Source organism: Salinibacterium sp. SWN248, from assembly GCF_015864575.1.
GTDB lineage: Bacteria > Actinomycetota > Actinomycetes > Actinomycetales > Microbacteriaceae > Rhodoglobus.
The window spans coordinates 368623-387375 of record NZ_JADYWW010000002.1; the positions used below are offsets into that span (position 1 = coordinate 368623).

General features: G+C 61.0%; 15 protein-coding genes. 8 read left to right on the plus strand and 7 right to left on the minus strand.

Annotation, left to right across the window (positions count from 1 at the left end; all coding sequences use genetic code 11):
• Positions 1-141: 141 nt before the first annotated feature.
• On the plus strand, positions 142-849 hold the full coding sequence (locus I6E73_RS11635; protein ID WP_197107717.1) for a M50 family metallopeptidase: 708 nt from the start codon (positions 142-144) through the stop codon (positions 847-849).
• Between the two features lie 50 nt (positions 850-899).
• Here I6E73_RS11635 and I6E73_RS11640 read toward each other — a convergent pair whose 3' ends face one another.
• Positions 900-2147: an FAD-dependent oxidoreductase gene (locus tag I6E73_RS11640; RefSeq protein WP_197125766.1), complete on the minus strand. Its 1248-nt coding sequence runs from the start codon at positions 2145-2147 to the stop codon at positions 900-902.
• Positions 2148-2221: 74 nt separating this feature from the next.
• A complete protein-coding gene (locus I6E73_RS11645) occupies positions 2222-3685 on the minus strand; it encodes a CdaR family transcriptional regulator (RefSeq protein ID WP_197125769.1) in 1464 nt (487 codons plus the stop codon).
• Between the two features lie 115 nt (positions 3686-3800).
• Here I6E73_RS11645 and I6E73_RS11650 point away from each other — a divergent pair, with 115 nt between their 5' ends.
• Together I6E73_RS11650 and I6E73_RS11655 are read left to right on the plus strand one after the other, a co-directional pair.
• Complete coding sequence (locus I6E73_RS11650; protein WP_197107723.1) at positions 3801-4901, plus strand: alcohol dehydrogenase catalytic domain-containing protein; 1101 nt, start codon at positions 3801-3803, stop codon at positions 4899-4901.
• A 40-nt stretch (positions 4902-4941) separates the two neighbouring features.
• Positions 4942-6387, plus strand: a complete 1446-nt coding sequence (locus I6E73_RS11655; RefSeq protein WP_231600906.1) for an APC family permease — start codon at positions 4942-4944, stop codon at positions 6385-6387.
• Positions 6388-6475: 88 nt separating this feature from the next.
• Here the strand turns inward: I6E73_RS11655 and I6E73_RS11660 are convergent, their stop codons facing one another.
• Positions 6476-7303, minus strand: coding sequence for an alpha/beta fold hydrolase (locus I6E73_RS11660; protein ID WP_197125770.1), 828 nt, complete (start codon positions 7301-7303; stop codon positions 6476-6478).
• Positions 7304-7353: 50 nt separating this feature from the next.
• The gene (locus I6E73_RS11665; protein WP_197107727.1) at positions 7354-7566 is read right to left on the minus strand and encodes a hypothetical protein; all 213 of its coding nucleotides are present in this window, start codon (positions 7564-7566) and stop codon (positions 7354-7356) included.
• 312 nt (positions 7567-7878) lie between these two features.
• Here I6E73_RS11665 and I6E73_RS11670 point away from each other — a divergent pair, with 312 nt between their 5' ends.
• On the plus strand, positions 7879-8745 hold the full coding sequence (locus I6E73_RS11670) for a DUF4349 domain-containing protein (RefSeq protein WP_197125771.1): 867 nt from the start codon (positions 7879-7881) through the stop codon (positions 8743-8745).
• Here the strand turns inward: I6E73_RS11670 and I6E73_RS11675 are convergent.
• Positions 8742-9782 (minus strand): LLM class flavin-dependent oxidoreductase, encoded by a 1041-nt coding sequence (locus tag I6E73_RS11675; RefSeq protein WP_197125772.1) that lies wholly within the window; start codon positions 9780-9782, stop codon positions 8742-8744. The genes I6E73_RS11670 and I6E73_RS11675 overlap by 4 nt on opposite strands.
• Before the next feature lie 133 nt (positions 9783-9915).
• Complete coding sequence (locus tag I6E73_RS11680) at positions 9916-10917, minus strand: LacI family DNA-binding transcriptional regulator (protein ID WP_197125773.1); 1002 nt, start codon at positions 10915-10917, stop codon at positions 9916-9918.
• 217 nt (positions 10918-11134) lie between these two features.
• Between I6E73_RS11680 and I6E73_RS11685 the strand changes: the two genes are divergently transcribed.
• From I6E73_RS11685 to I6E73_RS11700, 4 genes are all read left to right on the plus strand, one after another.
• On the plus strand, positions 11135-12403 hold the full coding sequence (locus tag I6E73_RS11685) for an ABC transporter substrate-binding protein (RefSeq protein ID WP_197125774.1): 1269 nt from the start codon (positions 11135-11137) through the stop codon (positions 12401-12403).
• Between the two features lie 64 nt (positions 12404-12467).
• The gene (locus tag I6E73_RS11690; RefSeq protein WP_197125775.1) at positions 12468-13448 is read left to right on the plus strand and encodes a carbohydrate ABC transporter permease; all 981 of its coding nucleotides are present in this window, start codon (positions 12468-12470) and stop codon (positions 13446-13448) included.
• 10 nt (positions 13449-13458) lie between these two features.
• Positions 13459-14340 (plus strand): carbohydrate ABC transporter permease, encoded by an 882-nt coding sequence (locus I6E73_RS11695; RefSeq protein ID WP_197125776.1) that lies wholly within the window; start codon positions 13459-13461, stop codon positions 14338-14340.
• Positions 14341-14391: 51 nt separating this feature from the next.
• Complete coding sequence (locus tag I6E73_RS11700; RefSeq protein ID WP_197125777.1) at positions 14392-16707, plus strand: glycoside hydrolase family 3 N-terminal domain-containing protein; 2316 nt, start codon at positions 14392-14394, stop codon at positions 16705-16707.
• 166 nt (positions 16708-16873) lie between these two features.
• On the opposite strand, the gene I6E73_RS11705 is transcribed toward I6E73_RS11700, so the two are convergent.
• The gene (locus I6E73_RS11705; protein WP_197125779.1) at positions 16874-18724 is read right to left on the minus strand and encodes a S9 family peptidase; all 1851 of its coding nucleotides are present in this window, start codon (positions 18722-18724) and stop codon (positions 16874-16876) included.
• Positions 18725-18753 lie beyond the last annotated feature (29 nt).

Sequence of the window (18753 nt, forward strand, 5' to 3'; positions counted from 1 at the left end):
GTTGGTGCGAGATGTAGTCGCGCTTTCACGCTGGTACCCATTGAGCCCGAGAACCCTATGGGGTTTCTATGAACAGACTTCGCGCGGCGTGGGAGTCTGAAGATGGCTCGCAATACCCAGTGCAGGTGAGAGAATTCGACAATGGATGCCCTCCTCGACTCTCTCGCCCGCACCACGCCCGTCGACATTTCGCCGACCCTGCTGATCGTGATTGTGGCCGCCGCAGCCGTGCTGAGCATCCCGCAGCCGATTTGGAAATGGTTTGGACTCTTCACGACCCTCGTGCACGAACTCGGGCACGCCGTTGGCGCGATCCTGACGGGTCGCTTCGTTCACGGCATGAAAATTCGCATGAATCACTCGGGCGAAGCCGTCAGCAGTGGGCGCGGCAAACTCGGCTCCGTCATCAGTGGATCGCTTGGCTACCCGGCTCCCGCAATCGTCGGAGCCGTGCAACTCTGGTGTGTCACGCAGGGCTACACCGCTATGGCATTGTTCGTCGGCGGGATCATCCTCGTGCTCACCCTGCTCGTGATCCGCAACCTCTTTGGCTTCCTCGTTGTCGCCGTCTCCGCCGCCGCGAGCGCCGCCCTCTGGGTGTGGGCAACACCGGAACAGCAAAGCTACGTATTGCTGATTATCGCGATTGCGCTTCTCGTGGGAAGCGTGCGCGGCCTCGCCACCGTGATCGGCGTACACACTCGTCGCCGCGACCAGTTGAACACCTCAGACGCCTACCTGCTCTTCAAGCGGACAGGCGTACCGTCGGTCTTCTGGCTGCTCGTGTTTGCTGCGCTGATCGGTGCCAGCGTGGTCTGGGCCGTCACTATGGTTCTCGAAACGTACTAGCGCGGTCTCGCCTGTCTAGGCCACAACGGCCGGAGCTGCGCTGATCGCTGCTAGCTGCGCGGTCGCAGAATGCCGCGCGCGATGCGTTCCGGGCGGAACCCGTAGCCCACAAGCCTCGCTAACAGAGGACGAAGGCGCGGGAGAACCACCGCGATCACAAAACGTTCGCGCAAGCGCGGTGGGTTGTGCAGAACGACTCCACTTGTCGCGCGATTGATAAGCCGATGCGCTACCCGTTGCATGCGCTGCATGAGCGCCGTTGGAAGCGCGCGGCGACGCTGCAGGGCAGCACACGCCGCATCGATCGCTGCGGCATCCGTCCCCTTGCTCCGCAGTGTGGGAACCAGGATGTTTGCGAGAGCAACCGCATCCTGAATCGCGTAGTTGATGCCCACGCCGAAAGCGGGCGACATGGCATGGGCAGCGTCGCCGATACACAACGCGCCAGGAACGGACCATTCGCGCAAGCGGTTGATCTGCACCGACAACAGCTTCACATCATCGAAGCTGCCGATCTCGGCCGTGACGTCAGCCAGACGCGGGGCGATGCTCGCGATCTTGTGACGGAAGGCTTCGATGCCGGCCGTCTGAAACTCAAGAAAAGCGCCCTTGCGGATGAGGAGCCCGCACTGAAAATAGTCCGGCCGCGGAATCGTCACGAGAGCAGAACCATTCCGGATGTTCGCCAAGGTATCCCGCATGGGTTGTGTCGGCCGCGGCACCCGAAACCACAACACATCAATGGGAACGCCGTAATCAACGGGCACCAAACCGAGCGAGTCTCGCACGGCAGAATCGCGCCCATCAGCCGCAATCGTGAGCGCGGCATTCACGCGCACAGGGCCATCAGGCGTGCTCGCCTCAACACCGACCACTCGGCCGTTTTCCTGAATTTCCGACTGCGCGGTCGCCTCAAGCACCAGCCGGAACGAAGGCTGTGTGCGCGCTTCCTCAACGAGCAACGTCAACAGATCCCACTGCGGCATGAGCGTGACATAACGATGCGGGGCAGGCAGGGTTGTGAAATCAACCGCCTGCACTCGGATGCCATCAATGACCGCATCCAGACTCGACAGTTCGCTGTGCTCGATCGCTTTCGCAGAGGCGCCCAGCCCCAACTGGTCGAGCAGATTCAGCGTGGACGGGTGCACCGTGTCGCCGCGAAAATCGCGCAGAAAGTCCGCGTGCTTCTCCAGCACCACAACATCGATGCCAGCGCGGGCAAGGATGAGCCCGGCCACAATTCCCGCCGGACCTCCGCCCGCAATGCAGACAGTGGCATCGAGTTGTTGAGCCATGAGAGTTCCCTCCGTTGGCCTCCACGGTACTACCCCGCCGCAGCGGATCAGCTAGACCGCTGTGAGTTCTACCTCTACCTTTCTAATGCTCGCAATGCGAGCCACGCAGCAGTGCGGTCGTCTGGGTTCTCCATAGAGAGCCCCGTGCGGTCTTCGATCTGACGCAGTCGCGAACTCAGAGTCTGCCTATGGATGACGAGTTGCGTTGCCGTAATCCCGAGCGATCCATTCTCTGCAAGGTATACGCGGAGAGTGCGCGTGAGCTCACCGTGCTGACCATCGTTTTCGCGCAACCCGTTGAGGGTTCTGGCGAGGTTCGCTTGCGCGTCACTATCGAGCTGATCGAGCACGAACCGCACAGTCGGCAACGCTTCGTATTGAACGTGGACCTGCCCGTCAGCAAGTGCAACCTGATGCGCTTGGCGAGCTTCGGATGCACTCTGCTCCAGGTGTTCAATCGGCGAGCTTGTTCCGAATCCGCACCGAAGGGGCACGTTCACTTCTCTTGCGTAGTCCATAATTCGCGTAGCCACGGCATCAACGCGGTCGTCACGGATGAAGCCCAAGACGGCCCCATTCTCCAACGTCATCACGTGCATCCAGCCGAGCTCATCGAACCAACGCGTCACAAGCCGCTCGAGGTCGACCGACTTGGACCGAGAGCTGAGCACGAAAGCAGTAAGGCGATCGTCATGCACACCCCAGCGACGGAGCAGGGTTCGCGGATCTGCTGACTGACCAGTCAACAGGCTGGTAATCATGACGTCCCGACCGAGTCTGTCCGCGGTGGTGTTGTCGTGGGTGCGCAACAGCAAGTCAAGCAGCGCCGCTCCGTGTGACGAAAGGTCCCGAATGCGGCTCATCGCTCCGGCTCTCGAGGCGACTACGAGATAGGCGGTGAGGTCCTCGCTGGCGCCCACCGGGTGCAACTGGAGACCGGGGTGCCGCACTCGGACCGGCTGATTGAGCGCAACGGCGGCCGCATCGCGCACGTGCAGGGCTCCCGCGCCTGAACTGGCAATTGCATGCCCCTGGCTGTCGAGCAGTACTGCCCAACCATCGATCCGATGAGCTAGCTCCGCCATGACAGCTTTCACTCCACCACGTCGCGCAACCTGCGTGAGCACTTTCGTGCCGCTCGTCACGAGTCGGTCTTCCGCCGCTTGGTCAACTGCCAACGCCGCCGCAATCTCGGTGAGCACGGCGCTCCGGCTTCGCGGCGGACACAGTATTGCCATCACGCCGCTGTCTTCGATCACCCGTTCGACAACTATTCCATCGGCACCCTCAGCTCCCGCAGGGCTTGCGTCCACGATGAGTACACCTGCACGAACTGCATCCTTTCGGTGGTCGTCGGAGCGCAAGAGAGCGGCTAATTCATCTGAGGTCACCACAATCGCCGTTACAAACTGAGGGTGGGCGTGCACGGTGAGATCGCGCGCCACAATAACGGAGTCGATGGGCGTAGTTGCCCTCCTATCAGCATTTTTGAGCGTTCCACCGAGCAGCCGCGTCAGGGAAAGAACGTCGAATGCCATTGTCTGAGTGTACATAATCGTGGAAACTCAGGAAGTTTCCACACTCTTTCACAGTGCCCAGCGAATTTCCGCGCCCTACCATCGGCGTAATCATCCACGCACTCAGGAGGCACCCATGAAGGCCATCGTCTTCCGCTCCCCCGACCAGCCACTCGAATACACCGACGTAGAACTTGCCGCCCCCAAGGCTGGCGAGGTGCGCGTAAAGATCGCTGCGGCGGGGGTCTGTCACTCAGACCTCCATATCAAGCGCGGCGAATGGGACGCGCCAGCGCCCCTCGTCATGGGCCACGAAGGCTCCGGCGTTGTCGTCGAACTCGGCGAAGGCGTCACGTCACTCTCCGTCGGCGACCACGTAGTCCTTTCGTGGGTTCCGCCGTGTGGAGAGTGCCGCTATTGCCGCTCTGGTCACGAAGCTCGTTGCCAAAAGGTTGCCACCGTCGTCGCCCCCAAAGGCGTTCTCTTCGACGGCACGTCTCGACTGAGCCGCGAGGGTGATGAGAACATGCACCACTACCTCGGCGTCTCGTCATTCGCTGAAGAAGTTGTTGTTCCAGCATCCGGAGCGGTAAAAATCCGCGATGACGCCCCTCTGGATATCGTTGCTCTCGTCGGCTGCGCTGTAGCGACAGGCGTGGGTGCCGTACTCAACACCGCGGCCGTTGAACCAGGCTCGACCGTGGTTGTCATCGGCTGTGGAGGCGTTGGCCTCAACGTCGTTCAGGGCGCAAAGCTCGCCGGCGCCGAACGCATCATCGCGATCGACGTGCGCGCCGAGAAGACCGCCCTCGCTACCCAGTTCGGCGCCACCGACGCAATCGACGCGTCGCAGGTGGATGCCGTAGCCGCCCTCTACGAGCTGATTCCGGATGGTGTCGATTACGCCTTCGATGCCATCGGCCGCACCTCGACGACGGAACAGGCCATTAAGATGCTTGGTCTGGGTGGAGCCGCGGTCATCGTTGGCCTCCCCCCGACGGGTGCTCGTGCATCCTTCGAGCCTCTTGTTCTTGCCGAAGCCGACCAGCGCATCATCGGCTCGAACTACGGCAGCGTTCGCCCTTCTATCGATATCCCTGCGCTCGTCGACCGCTACATGGACGGCCAGCTCAAACTCGACCCGCTCGTATCTGGGCGACGTCCCCTCGCAGAGGCAGCGGAAGCGTTCGATGATCTCGAATTCCGCGGTGCCCTTCGCACCCTGCTCATTCCCTGACACTTCGCGTCACTACGCCCACTCTGAGGAGAGTTTGTTCATGTCAGCACCAACCAGCACGCCACCAACCGCGAGCGCGACCCCCACCGATGTGGGATTGCGCCGCGGAGTAATGAGCGGCCCAGAACTCGCCGCTCAAGCCATTGCCAACATCGCCCCGAGCGCGGTCATCGCGTTCACCGCCGCCGCCATCTTCTTGGGCGCCGGCAACAGCACTGTTTATTCCTTCATCCTGGCCACGGTCGTTATCCTGAGCGTTGGTTACTGCGTAGCCGTCTTCGCGAAGCGTCATGCCTCGGCCGGCTCGCTCTACACCTATGTTTCCAAGGGTCTCGGCCCATTCGGAGCCTACGTGGCCGGCGTCACCCTGCTGATCGGATGCTGGGGAATCGCCGCCGGATCATTGGGAGGTTCCGTCTCGTACATGAGCCAGTTCCTCGTCGCGATCGGGGTTCCCGCTGGCGGTGTTCTCGCGCAGATCGGTCTCGCCATTTTGCTCGGTGGACTCGCGACGCTCTTCACGATTCGTGGCATCCGCCTCTCCGCTCGCATCTCGCTGGTGCTTGAACTCGTCTCGGTAGCCATCATTCTGGTTCTGCTCGTGATGGCTCTCGTCTGGGCTGGTGCAAACGCTTGGGACCCCTCGCAGTTCTCGCTCACTGGAGTGCCCATATCGGGCGTTGCGACCGGAATGGTTCTCGGTATCCTCGGTTTTGTCGGCTTTTCGTCGGCTGATGCACTCGGCCGTGAAGCTCGCAACCCCTACACCGCTATCCCCCGCGCCATTATGTGGAGTGCTGTCACCGTCGGCATCCTCTACGTCTTCGCCGCGTACACACAGGTTGTCATCTTGGGCGACGGTCTCGGCGCGAGCGCAAACCCACTCGAAGAGATCTCGACCACCATCGGCATGCCAGCGTGGTTCGCTCCGGTTCTGACCTTCGGCGTTGGCGCATCGTTCTTCGCCGTTGTTGTTGCTCCGCTCAACGTTGTGGGCCGCATCCTGTACGTCATGGGAAAAGAAGGCGTTGTTCCTGAGCGCTTCGGTCGCACCCACGAGCGCCACATGACCCCGCACCGCGTGCTCTTGGTTGCCGGACCGCTCGCGATCGCCCTCGACGTCGTCATGCTCGCCTTTGGCGTTCACGCCATGGACATCGTGGTCTGGGTCGACACGTTCGGCACCTACGGCTATATGGTGGCGTACTCACTCGTTGCGATCGCCTGTGTCATCTACACGCAGCGCGAGAAGATCCCCAACGTGCTTGTGTGGATCGCCGCTACCGTCGCCGTCGCGAGCATGATTTGGGTGTTCATTGCGAACGTCTACCCCGTGCCGCCGTACCCGCTGAACCTGATTACCTACATCTTCCTTGCGGTGATGGTCGCGGCTGTCGTGTGGTACCGCAACCTTGCCAAGAAGCGCCCGGACGTTATTGCCGCTATCGGTAAGACCGAAACGGATCAGATGAACGGTGTCGGCTAAGTCTCGCTAGTCGACGCACTACGTCAGGCGGCTCTGCTCAAGCATTTCGAGCAGGGCCGTCTGACGACGTTAAGCGCCACGGTGCGCGCTATCGCTGCTTCTCTGCGAGCTCATGGCCCGCGTCAAGAACGGCGACCAAACGCTTTGCGAGACGTTTGCGCACGAGGTGATCGTTCGCCTCGACCCGGTGCATGGTGACGTGCCTCATCTGTTCGATGATGCGCATGGTGCCTGGCGCAATGAATTGGTCGAGCGAGCCGTAGACAACGTCGATGGGGACGCGCACTGCGGCGATGTCGCTCACGGTGGTTTGTGTCTCGATACAGTTCTGAAGGCTCAGCACGAATGCCCGCCAATTGTGCTCAGAGACATCGAGAATGTCATCGAGCTGAAAAAGTCGACGAAGAGTGTCGACGGTGTTCATGGTGAACTCTTTGTTCGTCCTCAAGAATTCGTAGGCTCGCATATAGGCCCCGACTCGCGCCCGTATGAGCGGGTCGCCGATCTGGTTCGGCGGGACATAGATGGGCGGACTCACGAGCACCAGCCTGCTCACCTTGCTCGGGTGAGCTGCAGCGTAGCGGGCCGCGAGAAGACTTCCGAGAGAGTGCCCGACGAGAATGAAGGGGGCATCCAACTTGAGAGAGTGCACCGTCGACCTGATGGAATCGACGTGATCTTCGATCGTGTAGTTCGAGTCTGCCGGGCTTGGTGATTCCCCAAAGCCCAACAGATCGAACGAGATGCAACGGTAGTGATCAGACAGCTGCGGGATGACGTGCGCGAACGTCGCCGCTGATGAGGCGATTCCGTGAAGGAAGATGATCACGGGACCATCACCCTCATCCGCGGCGATGTTCAGGAGGGGTGCTCGTGACGGCAGTATTCTGCGTCGAAGTGCGCCCCATAAGTTCATGGCCCTAGTATCCCAGCCTTAGAAGGTCGGATGCGGGACCAGAGCACTTATTAGCGAAGGTCTTCTTTGTATTCGTTCTTCGCCTTCGTAGCTTCGCTCTCAGCTTTCGCGCGTTCGAGGTCGGCCTCAGCCTTCGACACTTCGGCGTCAGCCTCGACCTGATCGGCGGCGTCGCTCACGCGTTCCTTGGTGTCATCGACGAATTCGCCAACCTTCTTGGCTGTAGCTTCGCCGGCATCCTTTGCGTTATCAATGAGACCCATGATTGCTCCTTGTGTTGGTAATCCGCGTCTTTCGCGCCCCTGTCGAGGCACAATTTCACAATACCTACGCGGTGAGAGCAGGTTCATATTTTCCATGGAACACCAAGAGTGCTCCCAGATAACGTCAAGGTCACGCTCCGGCCTCGCTCACTCTGCGCACGACAACAATCCGGGGGTGACGCCCGAATCGTGACAAACGTTGGGTAGTTTTTCGCCGTTGTTCAGCCCACCATGGAAACCATGAGGCGCACACTATTCATCACCACAGCATTGGCACTTTCCGCTTTAACCCTGTCGGGATGTTCGGCAGGGATGAGCGACACATCCACGAGTGAGTCCCAAGAGTTCCTTGTCGATCAGGTGGAGGCCGGCAGCTCCGGCGACTCGGCCGTTCTGGACCAAGGCGCACCCGCCGCCGACGGCGCACTAGTAAGCGGATCGGACATCAGCCGCGAGGTCATCACGACGGGCTACATGTCGGTGATCGTCGAAACACCGGAAGACGCCACCACCGAGGCGATTCGCATCACCGAAGCCGTCGGTGGACACGTCGATGCCCGCAACGAATACGCCCCGTCGGAGGGAAACGGCGGGAGCTCGACGTTAACGCTGCGCATTCCGGCATCCGATCTCACTGCCACTCTCGACAAGTTCAAGGGATTAGGTGAACTGCAGGAGGTATCGACCAACGCGGTCGACGTCACGATGCAGTCGCGGGACCTCGAGGCTCGCATCACCGCACTTGAGGCATCCGTCGACCGTTTGCTGGCACTGCTCACCAAGGCAGAGGACACCGATACGCTCATCCAGTTGGAGACCGCGATCTCGAGCCGTCAGGGCGAGCTGGAGAGCCTGAAGTCACAAAAACGGTACCTCGATGATCAAGTAGCGATGTCCACGCTGACTCTCAGTTTGGTCTCTGAGGCCGAGGCGCCCAGTGTCGAACCAGGCAACTTCTTCGACGGACTCAGTGCAGGCTGGGCCGCTCTCGTCACCTTCTTCTCCGGGCTGCTGGTCCTCGCCGGTGTACTGCTCCCGTGGATCATCTTCCTCGCGATCGTCGCCGCAATCGTTGTGATGATCGTGCGATTTGCCCTACGAAACCGACGCGTCACCCCGGCGACAGTCTCGACTCCCCCGACCACCCCGGAGCCTGCCGCGGAGGTGAAGGCCGACTAGGCCTTCTCTGCCAGCAGTTCCCGCACCCGGGGAATGACCTCGGTGGCGTACAACTCAATACTGCGCATCATGCGTTCGTGAGGCAGGGTTCCTGCGCTGTACTTCATGTCGAATCGCTGGATGCCGAGGGCAGAGATAGTGTTCGCTATCTTCTGCGCCACGGTCTCCGGCGATCCGGCGTACATGGAGCCGTGCTTCACTTCGCCGATGAACTCATCAACGCTCGATTCGGGCCAGCCGCGGTCGCGACCGATGCGGTCACGCATGGTCTTGTAGTGCGGCCACAGCTCCTCAACGACCTTGTCGTCGGAGTCGGTGATGTAGCCGGGCGAGTGAACGGCGATCGGCAGGTCGGGTTGCCCCAACTCGGCCAGCGCGTTCTGGAACAGCTGCGCGTAGGGAGCAAAGCGCTCGGGCTGGCCACCGATGATGGCCAGCACGAGCGGCATCCCGTAGCGGGCCGCGCGCACGACAGACTCGGGGCTTCCGCCGACGCCAATCCACGTCTTGAGAGAGCCGGATTCGGTGCGCGGGAAGACCTGTTGGTTCTTGAGGCCCGCCCGCAGCGTGCCCGACCAAGTGACGGGCTCTTCCTTGATGAGCTCAGAGAAGAGGTCGAGCTTCTCGGAGAACAACGTTTCGTAGTCGGCGAGGTTGTAGCCGAAGAGCGGGAACGACTCCGTGAAGGAGCCGCGACCGAGGATGATCTCCGCGCGGCCGTTCGACAGGGCATCCACGGTGGCAAAGCGTTCGTAGACGCGCACGGGGTCGTCAGAGCTCAAGACCGTAACGGCCGAGCCCAGCTGGATGTTGGTGGTCGCGGCGGCAAGAGCGCCGAGCACGGTTTCGGGAGCGGTAATCGCAAAATCGTCGCGGTGATGCTCGCCCACACCGAAGTAGTCGATGCCGAGCTTGTCGGCCAGCACTCCTTCAGCAACAACGTTGCGGATGACCTGCGCTTGGCTGAGCGGCGCACCATCTTCATCTACCGTGACGTCGCCAAATGTGCCGAGTCCAAACTGAACCTGCTGATTCACGAGCTCCCTTTCGCTGAGACGCCGATCGCGTCTGTAGGCAAAACCGTAGCCGGGCATCCGCTATTCCACGATTCTGAGGCAGGCACCCGCCAGATGGCGGTCGGGCGGATGCGGGGCGCGCGGCCGTGGTGCGTTAGACCGAGTCGCGCCGCACGAGAGAGGTCGGCAGGGTGTCCCTGATTGGCCCCGCCGCCGGAGCAGCAATGAGTTCGGCGAGCGCGGTTACCATTCGAGCGCCGAGTTCTTCCAGCGGCTGGCGTACCGTCGTGAGCCGAGGTTCAAGGGTTGTCGCAATCACGGTGTCGTCGAAGGAGACGAGCGCGACGTCTTCGGGCACGCGACGCCCTCGCGCCTTGAGCGTTCCTACCGCCCCAGCCGCCATAAGATCGGACATCACGAATACGCCGTCGAGATCAGGGTGCTGGTCGAGCAGAAGCCCCATGGCCTCCGCACCCCCAACCGTTTGGAAGTCTGACTCGGCGACAAGGGAACTATCGAGACCATGGGCGTCGAGGGCCTGCTGAAAACCTCGAAGACGGTCTTGAGAGACGCCCATTCCGTGAGGACCAGTGATGACGCCAATGCGGCGTCGACCCGCAGCGATCAGTGCCTCCGCAGCGAGCGTGCTGCCGCCGACGTTGTCGGAGTCAATATACGACAGCGGAGCATCGACCGATTCAGTGGGCCGTCCCAGAAACACGACGGGAAGATCGGACTGCGCGAGCAAGCGAGGAAGCTCGGTGTTGTGCGCTTCGAGAATAACCATGGCGCCGTCGACGTGGCTGGCTTCGAGAAAGCGCAGAAACTTCTCGTCGCTCTCATCGTTGGCACGCAGCAGCATCACGAGTTGTTGGTCCGTTTTGGCGATCTCCCGAATGGCTCCGTGGAGCGCCATCGCGAAGAACGAGTTGGTCATGCCTTCGATGTTCGTTTCCGAGACGATGAGCGCGACCGAATCGTGGCGACCACGGGCTAACGAGCGTGCGGCAGGGTTGGGGCGAAAGCCTAGCTTTTCAGCTGCACGCTGCACCGCTGCACTGCGCTCGGGGTGAACCGTGAGCTTGCCGTTGATTGCGCGAGAAGCCGTTGTGCGCGATACGCCGGCCTCACGCGCGACGTCGTCGAGGGTAACCATCTGCACATCATCCCCTGCCTCGTCGTAATTCGTGGAACGCGCACCGCTCGTCGTTGCGAATTTTAGGGAAGCGCAATCTTTTTGTTGTCTTTCCCGACATAAGCCTATACGGTGGCATTACTTCATCAAGGAAGCGCTTCCTCGGACAGTCCTCGAACGCACTTCCCCGATGGATGCCCCCTCAAATCCCCAATCACACCTCAACGTGGAGGACGTAATGTCAGCGAAAAGAATCGCCAGAACAGTGATCGCGGGAGGCGCAGCTCTTGCGCTTCTTGCCGGATGCTCGGGCGGAGGTGACACCGACGGAAAGATCACTCTCGACGTCTGGACCTTCGGTGGCATGGGCCTCGACGAAGCATTTGCAACGTACCAAGAAGAAAACCCCAACATCATCCTCAAGGTCACCAACGCCGGCGGATCCGATGAACAAGCTCAGGCACTGACCACCGCCCTCGCTGGCGGCAAGGGGCCCGACGTAGCGGCAATCGAAGTCGGCTACATGTCGCAGTTCAAGGCTCAACCGCAAAACTTCGTTGATCTGCGCACTCTCGGTTCAGACGACATTGAAAGCAGCTTTCTCGACTGGCGCTGGTCTCAAGGCGTCGCCGCTGACGGCTCGGTAGTCGGCATCCCCACCGACGTGGGCGGGCTGGCAATGGCCTACCGCACCGATCTCTTCGAAGCCGCCGGACTCCCCAGCGACCGCGACGAGGTAAGCGCCCTCTGGCCGACGTGGGACGACTTCATCGAGGTCGGCGCAGAGTACCGCGCAGCTACCGGCAAGGGAATGATCGACAACGTTAACAGCGCGATCTTCAACCCTGCGGTACGCCAGGGCAGCGAAATGTACTACGGCGACGGCGACGACGACCTCATCTACGACAGCAACCCCGACGTGCGGGAGGCGTTTGGCTACGCTCTCGACGCCATCGATGCGGGCATCAGCTCACGCACTCCGTCGTGGAGTGAAGCGTGGAACGCCGGTATGAACAACGGTGACTTCGCCGTGCTTGCCGCACCAGCGTGGATGATGACGTACATCTCCCAGCAGGCGCCAGACACCTCAGGAAAGTGGGATATCGCAGCGGTTCCCGAGAACGCCGGCAACTGGGGCGGCAGCCAGCTCGCTATCCCCGCTAAGTCAGACCACCCCGAAGAGGCATTCGCCTTTATCGAGTGGCTCATGTCGCCGGAGCGTCAGCTCGAGATTTTCCAGGCCCACGGCAACTTCCCGTCGACCCCGGAACTCTACGAAACGGAAGACATCCAGAACTTCACCAGTGAGTTCTTCAACGATGCCCCTGTCGGACCGATCTACGCCAACAGCGTGGCGTCCATCGAGCCGATCTTCGAAGGTCCGCAGCAGCGCATCATCGACACCGCAATCTTGAACTCGCTCTCACAAGTCGAGAACGGTGAAGAACCTGCGGCTGATGCCTGGTCCACTGCACTTAAGAACGTCAAGACTGCCCTAGGCGGCTAGTGCTCCCGGGGCGGGCTCACTCGCGTGGGTCCGCCCCTTCCCATCCCCTGTCAAGGAGTTCGCCATGGTTCTGTCTGCCCCTCCCCGTTCCACCCCCGCGCCTCAGAGCACCAAGAGCGCCAAGAGCACCGCCCTCAAGCCTCGCCGTCGCATCAAGTCGGCGTCGCGAGTGGATGCTTTTGCCCCCTACATGTACATTGCGCCGTTCTTCGCGCTCTTCGCCGTGTTCGGCCTGTTCCCCACCGTCTTCACGTTCTATGTCGCTCTCTTCGACTGGAATCCGATCGGCGGCCAGACCTTCATCGGCCTGGACAACTTCGTCACCCTCTACGGCGACGAGCGTTTCTGGAACGCGATGCGCAACACCTTCAGCATCTGGATTCTCTCGACTGTTCCGCAGCTGCTGCTCGCCCTCTTCCTTGCTCAGCTACTCAACAACGCTCGATTGAAGTTCGCGAACCTTTTCCGCATGACGATGCTCGTTCCTTACATCACCTCGGTGGTGGCGACAACGATCGTCTTTGCCTCGCTCTTTGGTCGCGACTACGGCCTCATCAATAGCTTCCTCAACTTCTTCGGAGTCGAGTCGATTGACTTCGCGGCCAACACGTTCGCCAGTCACATCATGGTTTCGACCATGGTGCTGTGGCGCTGGTTCGGGTACAACACTCTGATCTATCTGGCGGCGCTCCAAGCGATCCCCAAGGACATCTATGAAGCTGCCGCCATCGATGGTGCGGGAGGTTTCAAACAGTTCTTCTATGTGACGATTCCGTCGCTTCGTCCCGTCATCATTTTCACGATTATCGTTTCCACCATTGGTGGCCTTCAGGTCTTTACGGAGCCTCTACTACTCTCCGCCCCTGGCCTCACGGGCGGTTCCGGTCGCCAGTTCCAGACCCTCAGCCTGTTTATGTACGAGCAAGGGTTCGGCAACTTCCAGTTCGGCTACGGCTCCGCCATCGGCGTGACCCTGTTCGCCCTGATCGTCGTGTTCTCTGTCATCAACTATCTGCTCTCTCGTCGCATCACCTCAGACGACTAAGGACGCCATCATGACTACTTCCACCCCTGACGCTGTCGTCACCACTGCTCCTCGCCTCCGCAAACGTGCTTTCGCCGGTCGCGTGCGCTGGTGGACCTACGCGTTCCTCTTCGCCTCGGTCGCCGTGAGTGCGTTTCCGTTGTATTGGATGTTCGTCGTCTCGACGAATGACTCCGCAGCGGTTTCCCAAACTCCCCCAACTGTGGTGCCGGGCGGTAACTTCTTTGTTCTCGCGGAGCAGGTCTTTACGACTGTGCCGTTTGTGCAGAGCTTGGCGAACTCGTTCGTCGTGGCGGGAAGCATCGCGATTTCTCAGATGATCTTGTGCACTCTCGCCGGCTTCGCTTTCGCGAAGCTGGAGTTCCGTGGGCGCGATCCGCTCTTCATCATTGTGCTCATCACCATGATGGTTCCCACCCAGCTCGCGGTGATCCCCCTGTACATGATCATGTCGAACCTCGAGTGGATCGATACCCTTCAGGCGCTGATCGTGCCCGGCATGGCAAGCGCCTTCGGCATTTTCTGGATGCGCCAGCACCTCTCGACCGTTCTCAACAACGAGCTCATGCAGGCGGCAAGAATCGACGGCTGCAGCACCTGGCAGATCTATTGGCGCATCGCCTTCCCGCTCGTGCGCTCCGCTGGATTCGTGCTCGGACTGCTCGCGTTCGTCACGGCGTGGAACGACTTCCTCTGGCCCCTGATCGTCATCCAGTCGCCCGAAAACTACACGGTGCAATTGGCCATCAAGGCTCTGCAGCGGCAGTACTTCGTCGACTACGGCCTCGCGATGTCCGGGTCATTCCTCGCGACAATTCCGCTGCTGATTCTCTTCATCTTCGTCGGCCGCAAGATGGTCGCCGGCGTCATGGATGGTGCCTTCAAGGGGTAATCACCTTCCCCTGTCGGCATCACCAATTCGCTTCCACCCCAGAAAGAAACCATGACTCTCTTTATCACCACGCCCGCTGGCGCCAGCGAAACCAACGATCAGGTCGAGAATCTCATCGCGCAGATGACTCTCGAAGAAAAACTCGCCCAACTCGTCGGCATCTGGGTAGGCGCTGGCGTCGATGGCCAGAGTGTTGCCCCCATGCAGAGTGCGCAAGACGACGGGGCCGACGACTTCAACGAATTCTCGAAGAACGGCCTCGGCCACCTCACTCGCGTGTTCGGTACGGTTCCGGTCAGTCCCGCCGCTGGTAGGTCCGCGTTGGGCCGTACCCAACGGTGGTTGCGCGACAACACTCGGTTGGGTATCCCGGCGATCGCCCACGAAGAGTGCCTGACCGGTTTGGCGGCGTGGCAAGCGACCACGTTCCCCACTCCCTTGGCGTGGGGCGCAACGTTTGATCCGGCCCTCATCGAAGAGATGGGGCACGCGATCGGCGAGAGTATGGCGAAGCTCGGGGTTCACCAGGGCCTCGCTCCCGTGCTCGATGTGATCCGCGACGTGCGCTGGGGCCGGGTCGAAGAGTGCATTGCCGAAGACCCTTTCGTCGTTGGGGAACTCGGTTCTGCCTACGTTCGTGGACTGCAATCCACGGGCGTCATCGCCACCCTTAAGCACTTCGTCGGGTACTCGAACTCGCGAGCGGGGCGCAACCTGGCTCCCGTCCATGCCGGCCCGCGCGAAGTGGCCGACGTGCTGCTTGTTCCCTTCGAGATGGCGGTGTTGGATGCGGGCGTGGGCTCGGTCATGCACTCGTACGCCGAAATTGACGGCGTGCCCGTAGCATCCGACCCCACTCTCTTGACCGACCTGTTGCGTGAGCGCTGGGGCTTTCGGGGAACCGTGGTGGCTGATTACTTTGGCGTCGCATTTCTCGAATCGCTGCATCAGGTTGCGAGCGATCTCGGCGACGCGGCCGCTCAAGCCTTGGCCGCCGGCGTCGATATCGAGCTACCCACCGGCAAGGCTTACTTGGCACCGCTCGCCGAGAAGGTGCGCAACGGTGACGTCGACATCGCCCTCGTCGATCGGGCACTGCGCCGGGTGTTGGCACAGAAACAACAGCTCGGCTTGCTCGACCCCGAGTCCGCCGCTTTCTCAGTAGACGCGACTGACGAGGAGATCGATCTCGATCCCCCGCACCACCGCGCGATTGCCGCGACGATCGCCGAAAAGTCCGTCACTCTGTTGAGTAACGGTGGGATTCTGCCGCTTGCTCCGGATGCGCGAATCGCTGTGGTTGGCCCTAATGCTCACCGCACCGCTGCCCTCTTCGGCTGCTACTCCTTTACCAATCACGTGCTCGGGCAGCATCCGGATGTCGAAATGGGCATTGAGGTTGAGACTCTTTTCGAGAGCCTGCACCATGACTTTGGTGGGGTGCTTGGTTTCGCGCAGGGGTGTGCCGTGGATGACGACGACACCTCACAAATTGCCGAGGCTGTTGAACTCGCCACCACTGCAGGGGTTGCCGTCATTGCCGTCGGCGACCACGCCGGGCTCTTTGGCCGCGGCACCTCGGGGGAAGGCTGCGACCGCGACTCGCTCGAGCTGCCCGGCGTTCAACGCCAGCTCGTCGAAGCAGTGCTCGACACCGGAACCCCGGTGGTACTCGTGGTCATTTCCGGACGCCCCTATGCCATCGATTGGGCTGCTGCTCGTGGCGCCGCCATCGTTCAAGCGTTCTTCCCCGGCGAAGAGGGCGCCGCGGCGATCAGCGGTGCGATCGCCGGTCGCATCAATCCCTCAGGCCGGCTGGCCGTTTCAGTACCGCGCTCAGCGGGGTCGCAACCGTACTCGTACCTTCACCCGCGTCTCGGGGAACCGAGCGAAGTATCGAACCTCACGACGGCTCCCGCCTTCCCTTTCGGCTTCGGGCTCAGCTACACGAGCTTCGGCTATTCGGATGCGGGCGTCGCTTCCGAGACGATCGCTGCCGATGGCAGGTTCGACATCCACTTCACGGTGACGAACACGGGCGCCCGCGAGGGTGACGAAGTCGTTCAGGTGTATGCGCATGATGTCGTGGGTTCTGTTACCCGGCCCACGCGCCAGTTGGTTGCATTCACACGAGTGACGCTGCAGCCGGGCGAATCGCGCACTTTCGCGATGAGCATCCCGACCACGCGCATCGCGTTCAGCGACCGCAGCCTGACGCGCATCGTCGAGCCCGGCGACGTGCGGCTGTGGCTCGGCAGTGACTGCGAGACCGAAGCTGTACCGCTCGGAACGGTCACGATCTCCGGGCCCGTTCACTCCGTGACGACGAACGACAGCCGAAGCGTGGATATCACTGTCGTCACCTAAGCCGTCTGGCTTTCGGCGGGCGGCTGAGCATCCCCCGCCGAAATAGCGGATGCCGCACCGCACGCACTTGTCCCGCGGGCGCGCGGGCTCCGCGCACAACAGCGCCCCGGTCAAGATGGTGACCGGGGCGCTGCTGGAGCCGATCAGATGATCGGAGAGAGCGTACTTACGCTGCGGTGAGCGTGTTCGTTACCGAGATGAGGGTAACGATTGCCGCGTTGATGAAGCCGGCGATGTACGGGTTGTTCGTCTCACGGTAGATCTTGCGCGAGATGACTGCGGTTACGGCCAGGATGAGAATGACCGGGTAGAGCCAGATGCTGAAGATGCCGCCGAAGCCGTCGATCGTGTACCCCGTGGTGAAGAAGTTGGTGTACTGAGCGACGACGAGAACGATGGGTGCCAGAGCGTTGAAGAACGCGAGCAGTGCCGTGTTGATCCACTCCTTGCCGCGGATGGAGAAGCGGTTGAAGGCGTTGACCGCCACCGAGTTCGCCACGAAGTAGATCGCGAAGAGCGGCAGGTACATGAGCGCAATGCCGACCTTGTCAGGCGTGAAGGCCTTGACAGCGATGACCCACCAGCGGAAGTCCGTCTTGAAGAAGTAGTCGAGCACGAAGACGATCGCGTACGCCGAAACAACAACGACAAACGACAGACCGAGTCCGTGGAAGAACTTCTTCCAGCCAGGCAGCACTCCGGAGGCACGAAGGTCGAGACCGTTCTTGCGCCCGAAGACCAGGTACGAGATCGTCATGATGATGATCGCGGCAATCGCGTTGACCGCGGCCCAGAAGGCTACGAAGAACACGGCACCCTGAGGCATGAAGAACGACACAGCGTTGAACGCGATCGCGCCCATCCATGGGGTGTTAGCGAGGATCAACCAGCTCCAACCGGAGATGATTGCCGAAACAACCAGTCCACCCCAGAACCAGGCGAGTCCCTTACGAGTTGCGGGTACTACTGCTGCGGCAGGAGCGCGCAGTCCAGCGAAGGCGCGGGTCGAGAGCAGTGCACGCGTGAAGGCGACGAGGAAGATTCCGAAGCCGATCAGTCCGAAGAGCGTGAAGGTTTCCTTGACCTGCCACACCTGCGAACCGGATGCGATCTCGTTGGGAGCGCCGAACGCTTCTTCAAAGAACTCGATCTGGCTAGCAACCGTCGTCTGGGAGATGGTTCCCCAGGGGTGGTTTTCTGCTGGCGTGTAAACGATGCGGAGAGCATCCTCACCATCGACGGAGTCGGTGTAGAACTCGCTCGCTTCGCGAACGTCAGAGGAAACCTCTTCCGGGTTTGCACCGAAGTGGAGGAACGACTGTGCGTTCGGGGTTCCGATGTAGTCGCGCGGCGGCGTGAGAACTTCGCCCTCGGGGCTGTAGCTGCGGAAGAAGAACTCGTCGTACTGGTCAGCAACGATTCCGACATCGCGGGCACCGTAGAGGTTGAAGTACGCGTTCTCAGCTTCGGCATCCGTGTAGACGGCGTCGTTGTCGACGAGCAGGATGGCCGAGATGAGCTGTTCGTCAGCGGCGTTGTCGAGCACGGTCGAGAAGTTTGCTGCGCGCGCACCGTTCGAGTGACCGCTCACACCAATCTTGTCGGTGTCAACGTAGGGAAAGTCAGCGACGAGCTTTACAGCGTCGTACATACCGGTTCCACCGAGGGTGACATCCGTGGTCAACGGCGAGGAGTTGCCGTGACCGTACATGTCGATCGACACAACAACGTAGCCGCGACGTGCAAGCTCAACGTAGTTGGCGTCTTGCATTTCGCGGTTGTTCCACCAACCGTGGCTCACCACGATGACCGGAGCCTTGTTGTCGACGGTTGCACTGTCAGGCTTGAAGAGCAGCGCGCTCATCATCTGGCCCGACGAGGTCTCCCAGTTCATGTCCTTGACGCTGATTGAGCCTGCACCGGTTTGAACGATGGACGCACCGATGGATGTGACCAACATCATGACTAGCGAGAGAACGAGCCAGAAGCTGTTCCTCTTTACTAACGAGGTTTTCATTGATTCCCTACCCCTTCGTGGGTATCGAT

Coding starts and splice junctions, on each gene's coding strand:
- I6E73_RS11635 (WP_197107717.1), top strand. CDS start 142: ATGGATGCCCTCCTCGACTCTCTCGCCCGCACCACGCCCGTCGACATT.
- I6E73_RS11640 (WP_197125766.1), bottom strand. CDS start 2,147: ATGGCTCAACAACTCGATGCCACTGTCTGCATTGCGGGCGGAGGTCCG.
- I6E73_RS11645 (WP_197125769.1), bottom strand. CDS start 3,685: ATGGCATTCGACGTTCTTTCCCTGACGCGGCTGCTCGGTGGAACGCTC.
- I6E73_RS11650 (WP_197107723.1), top strand. CDS start 3,801: ATGAAGGCCATCGTCTTCCGCTCCCCCGACCAGCCACTCGAATACACC.
- I6E73_RS11655 (WP_231600906.1), top strand. CDS start 4,942: ATGTCAGCACCAACCAGCACGCCACCAACCGCGAGCGCGACCCCCACC.
- I6E73_RS11660 (WP_197125770.1), bottom strand. CDS start 7,303: ATGAACTTATGGGGCGCACTTCGACGCAGAATACTGCCGTCACGAGCA.
- I6E73_RS11665 (WP_197107727.1), bottom strand. CDS start 7,566: ATGGGTCTCATTGATAACGCAAAGGATGCCGGCGAAGCTACAGCCAAG.
- I6E73_RS11670 (WP_197125771.1), top strand. CDS start 7,879: ATGAGCGACACATCCACGAGTGAGTCCCAAGAGTTCCTTGTCGATCAG.
- I6E73_RS11680 (WP_197125773.1), bottom strand. CDS start 10,917: ATGGTTACCCTCGACGACGTCGCGCGTGAGGCCGGCGTATCGCGCACA.
- I6E73_RS11685 (WP_197125774.1), top strand. CDS start 11,135: ATGTCAGCGAAAAGAATCGCCAGAACAGTGATCGCGGGAGGCGCAGCT.
- I6E73_RS11690 (WP_197125775.1), top strand. CDS start 12,468: ATGGTTCTGTCTGCCCCTCCCCGTTCCACCCCCGCGCCTCAGAGCACC.
- I6E73_RS11695 (WP_197125776.1), top strand. CDS start 13,459: ATGACTACTTCCACCCCTGACGCTGTCGTCACCACTGCTCCTCGCCTC.
- I6E73_RS11700 (WP_197125777.1), top strand. CDS start 14,392: ATGACTCTCTTTATCACCACGCCCGCTGGCGCCAGCGAAACCAACGAT.
- I6E73_RS11705 (WP_197125779.1), bottom strand. CDS start 18,724: ATGAAAACCTCGTTAGTAAAGAGGAACAGCTTCTGGCTCGTTCTCTCG.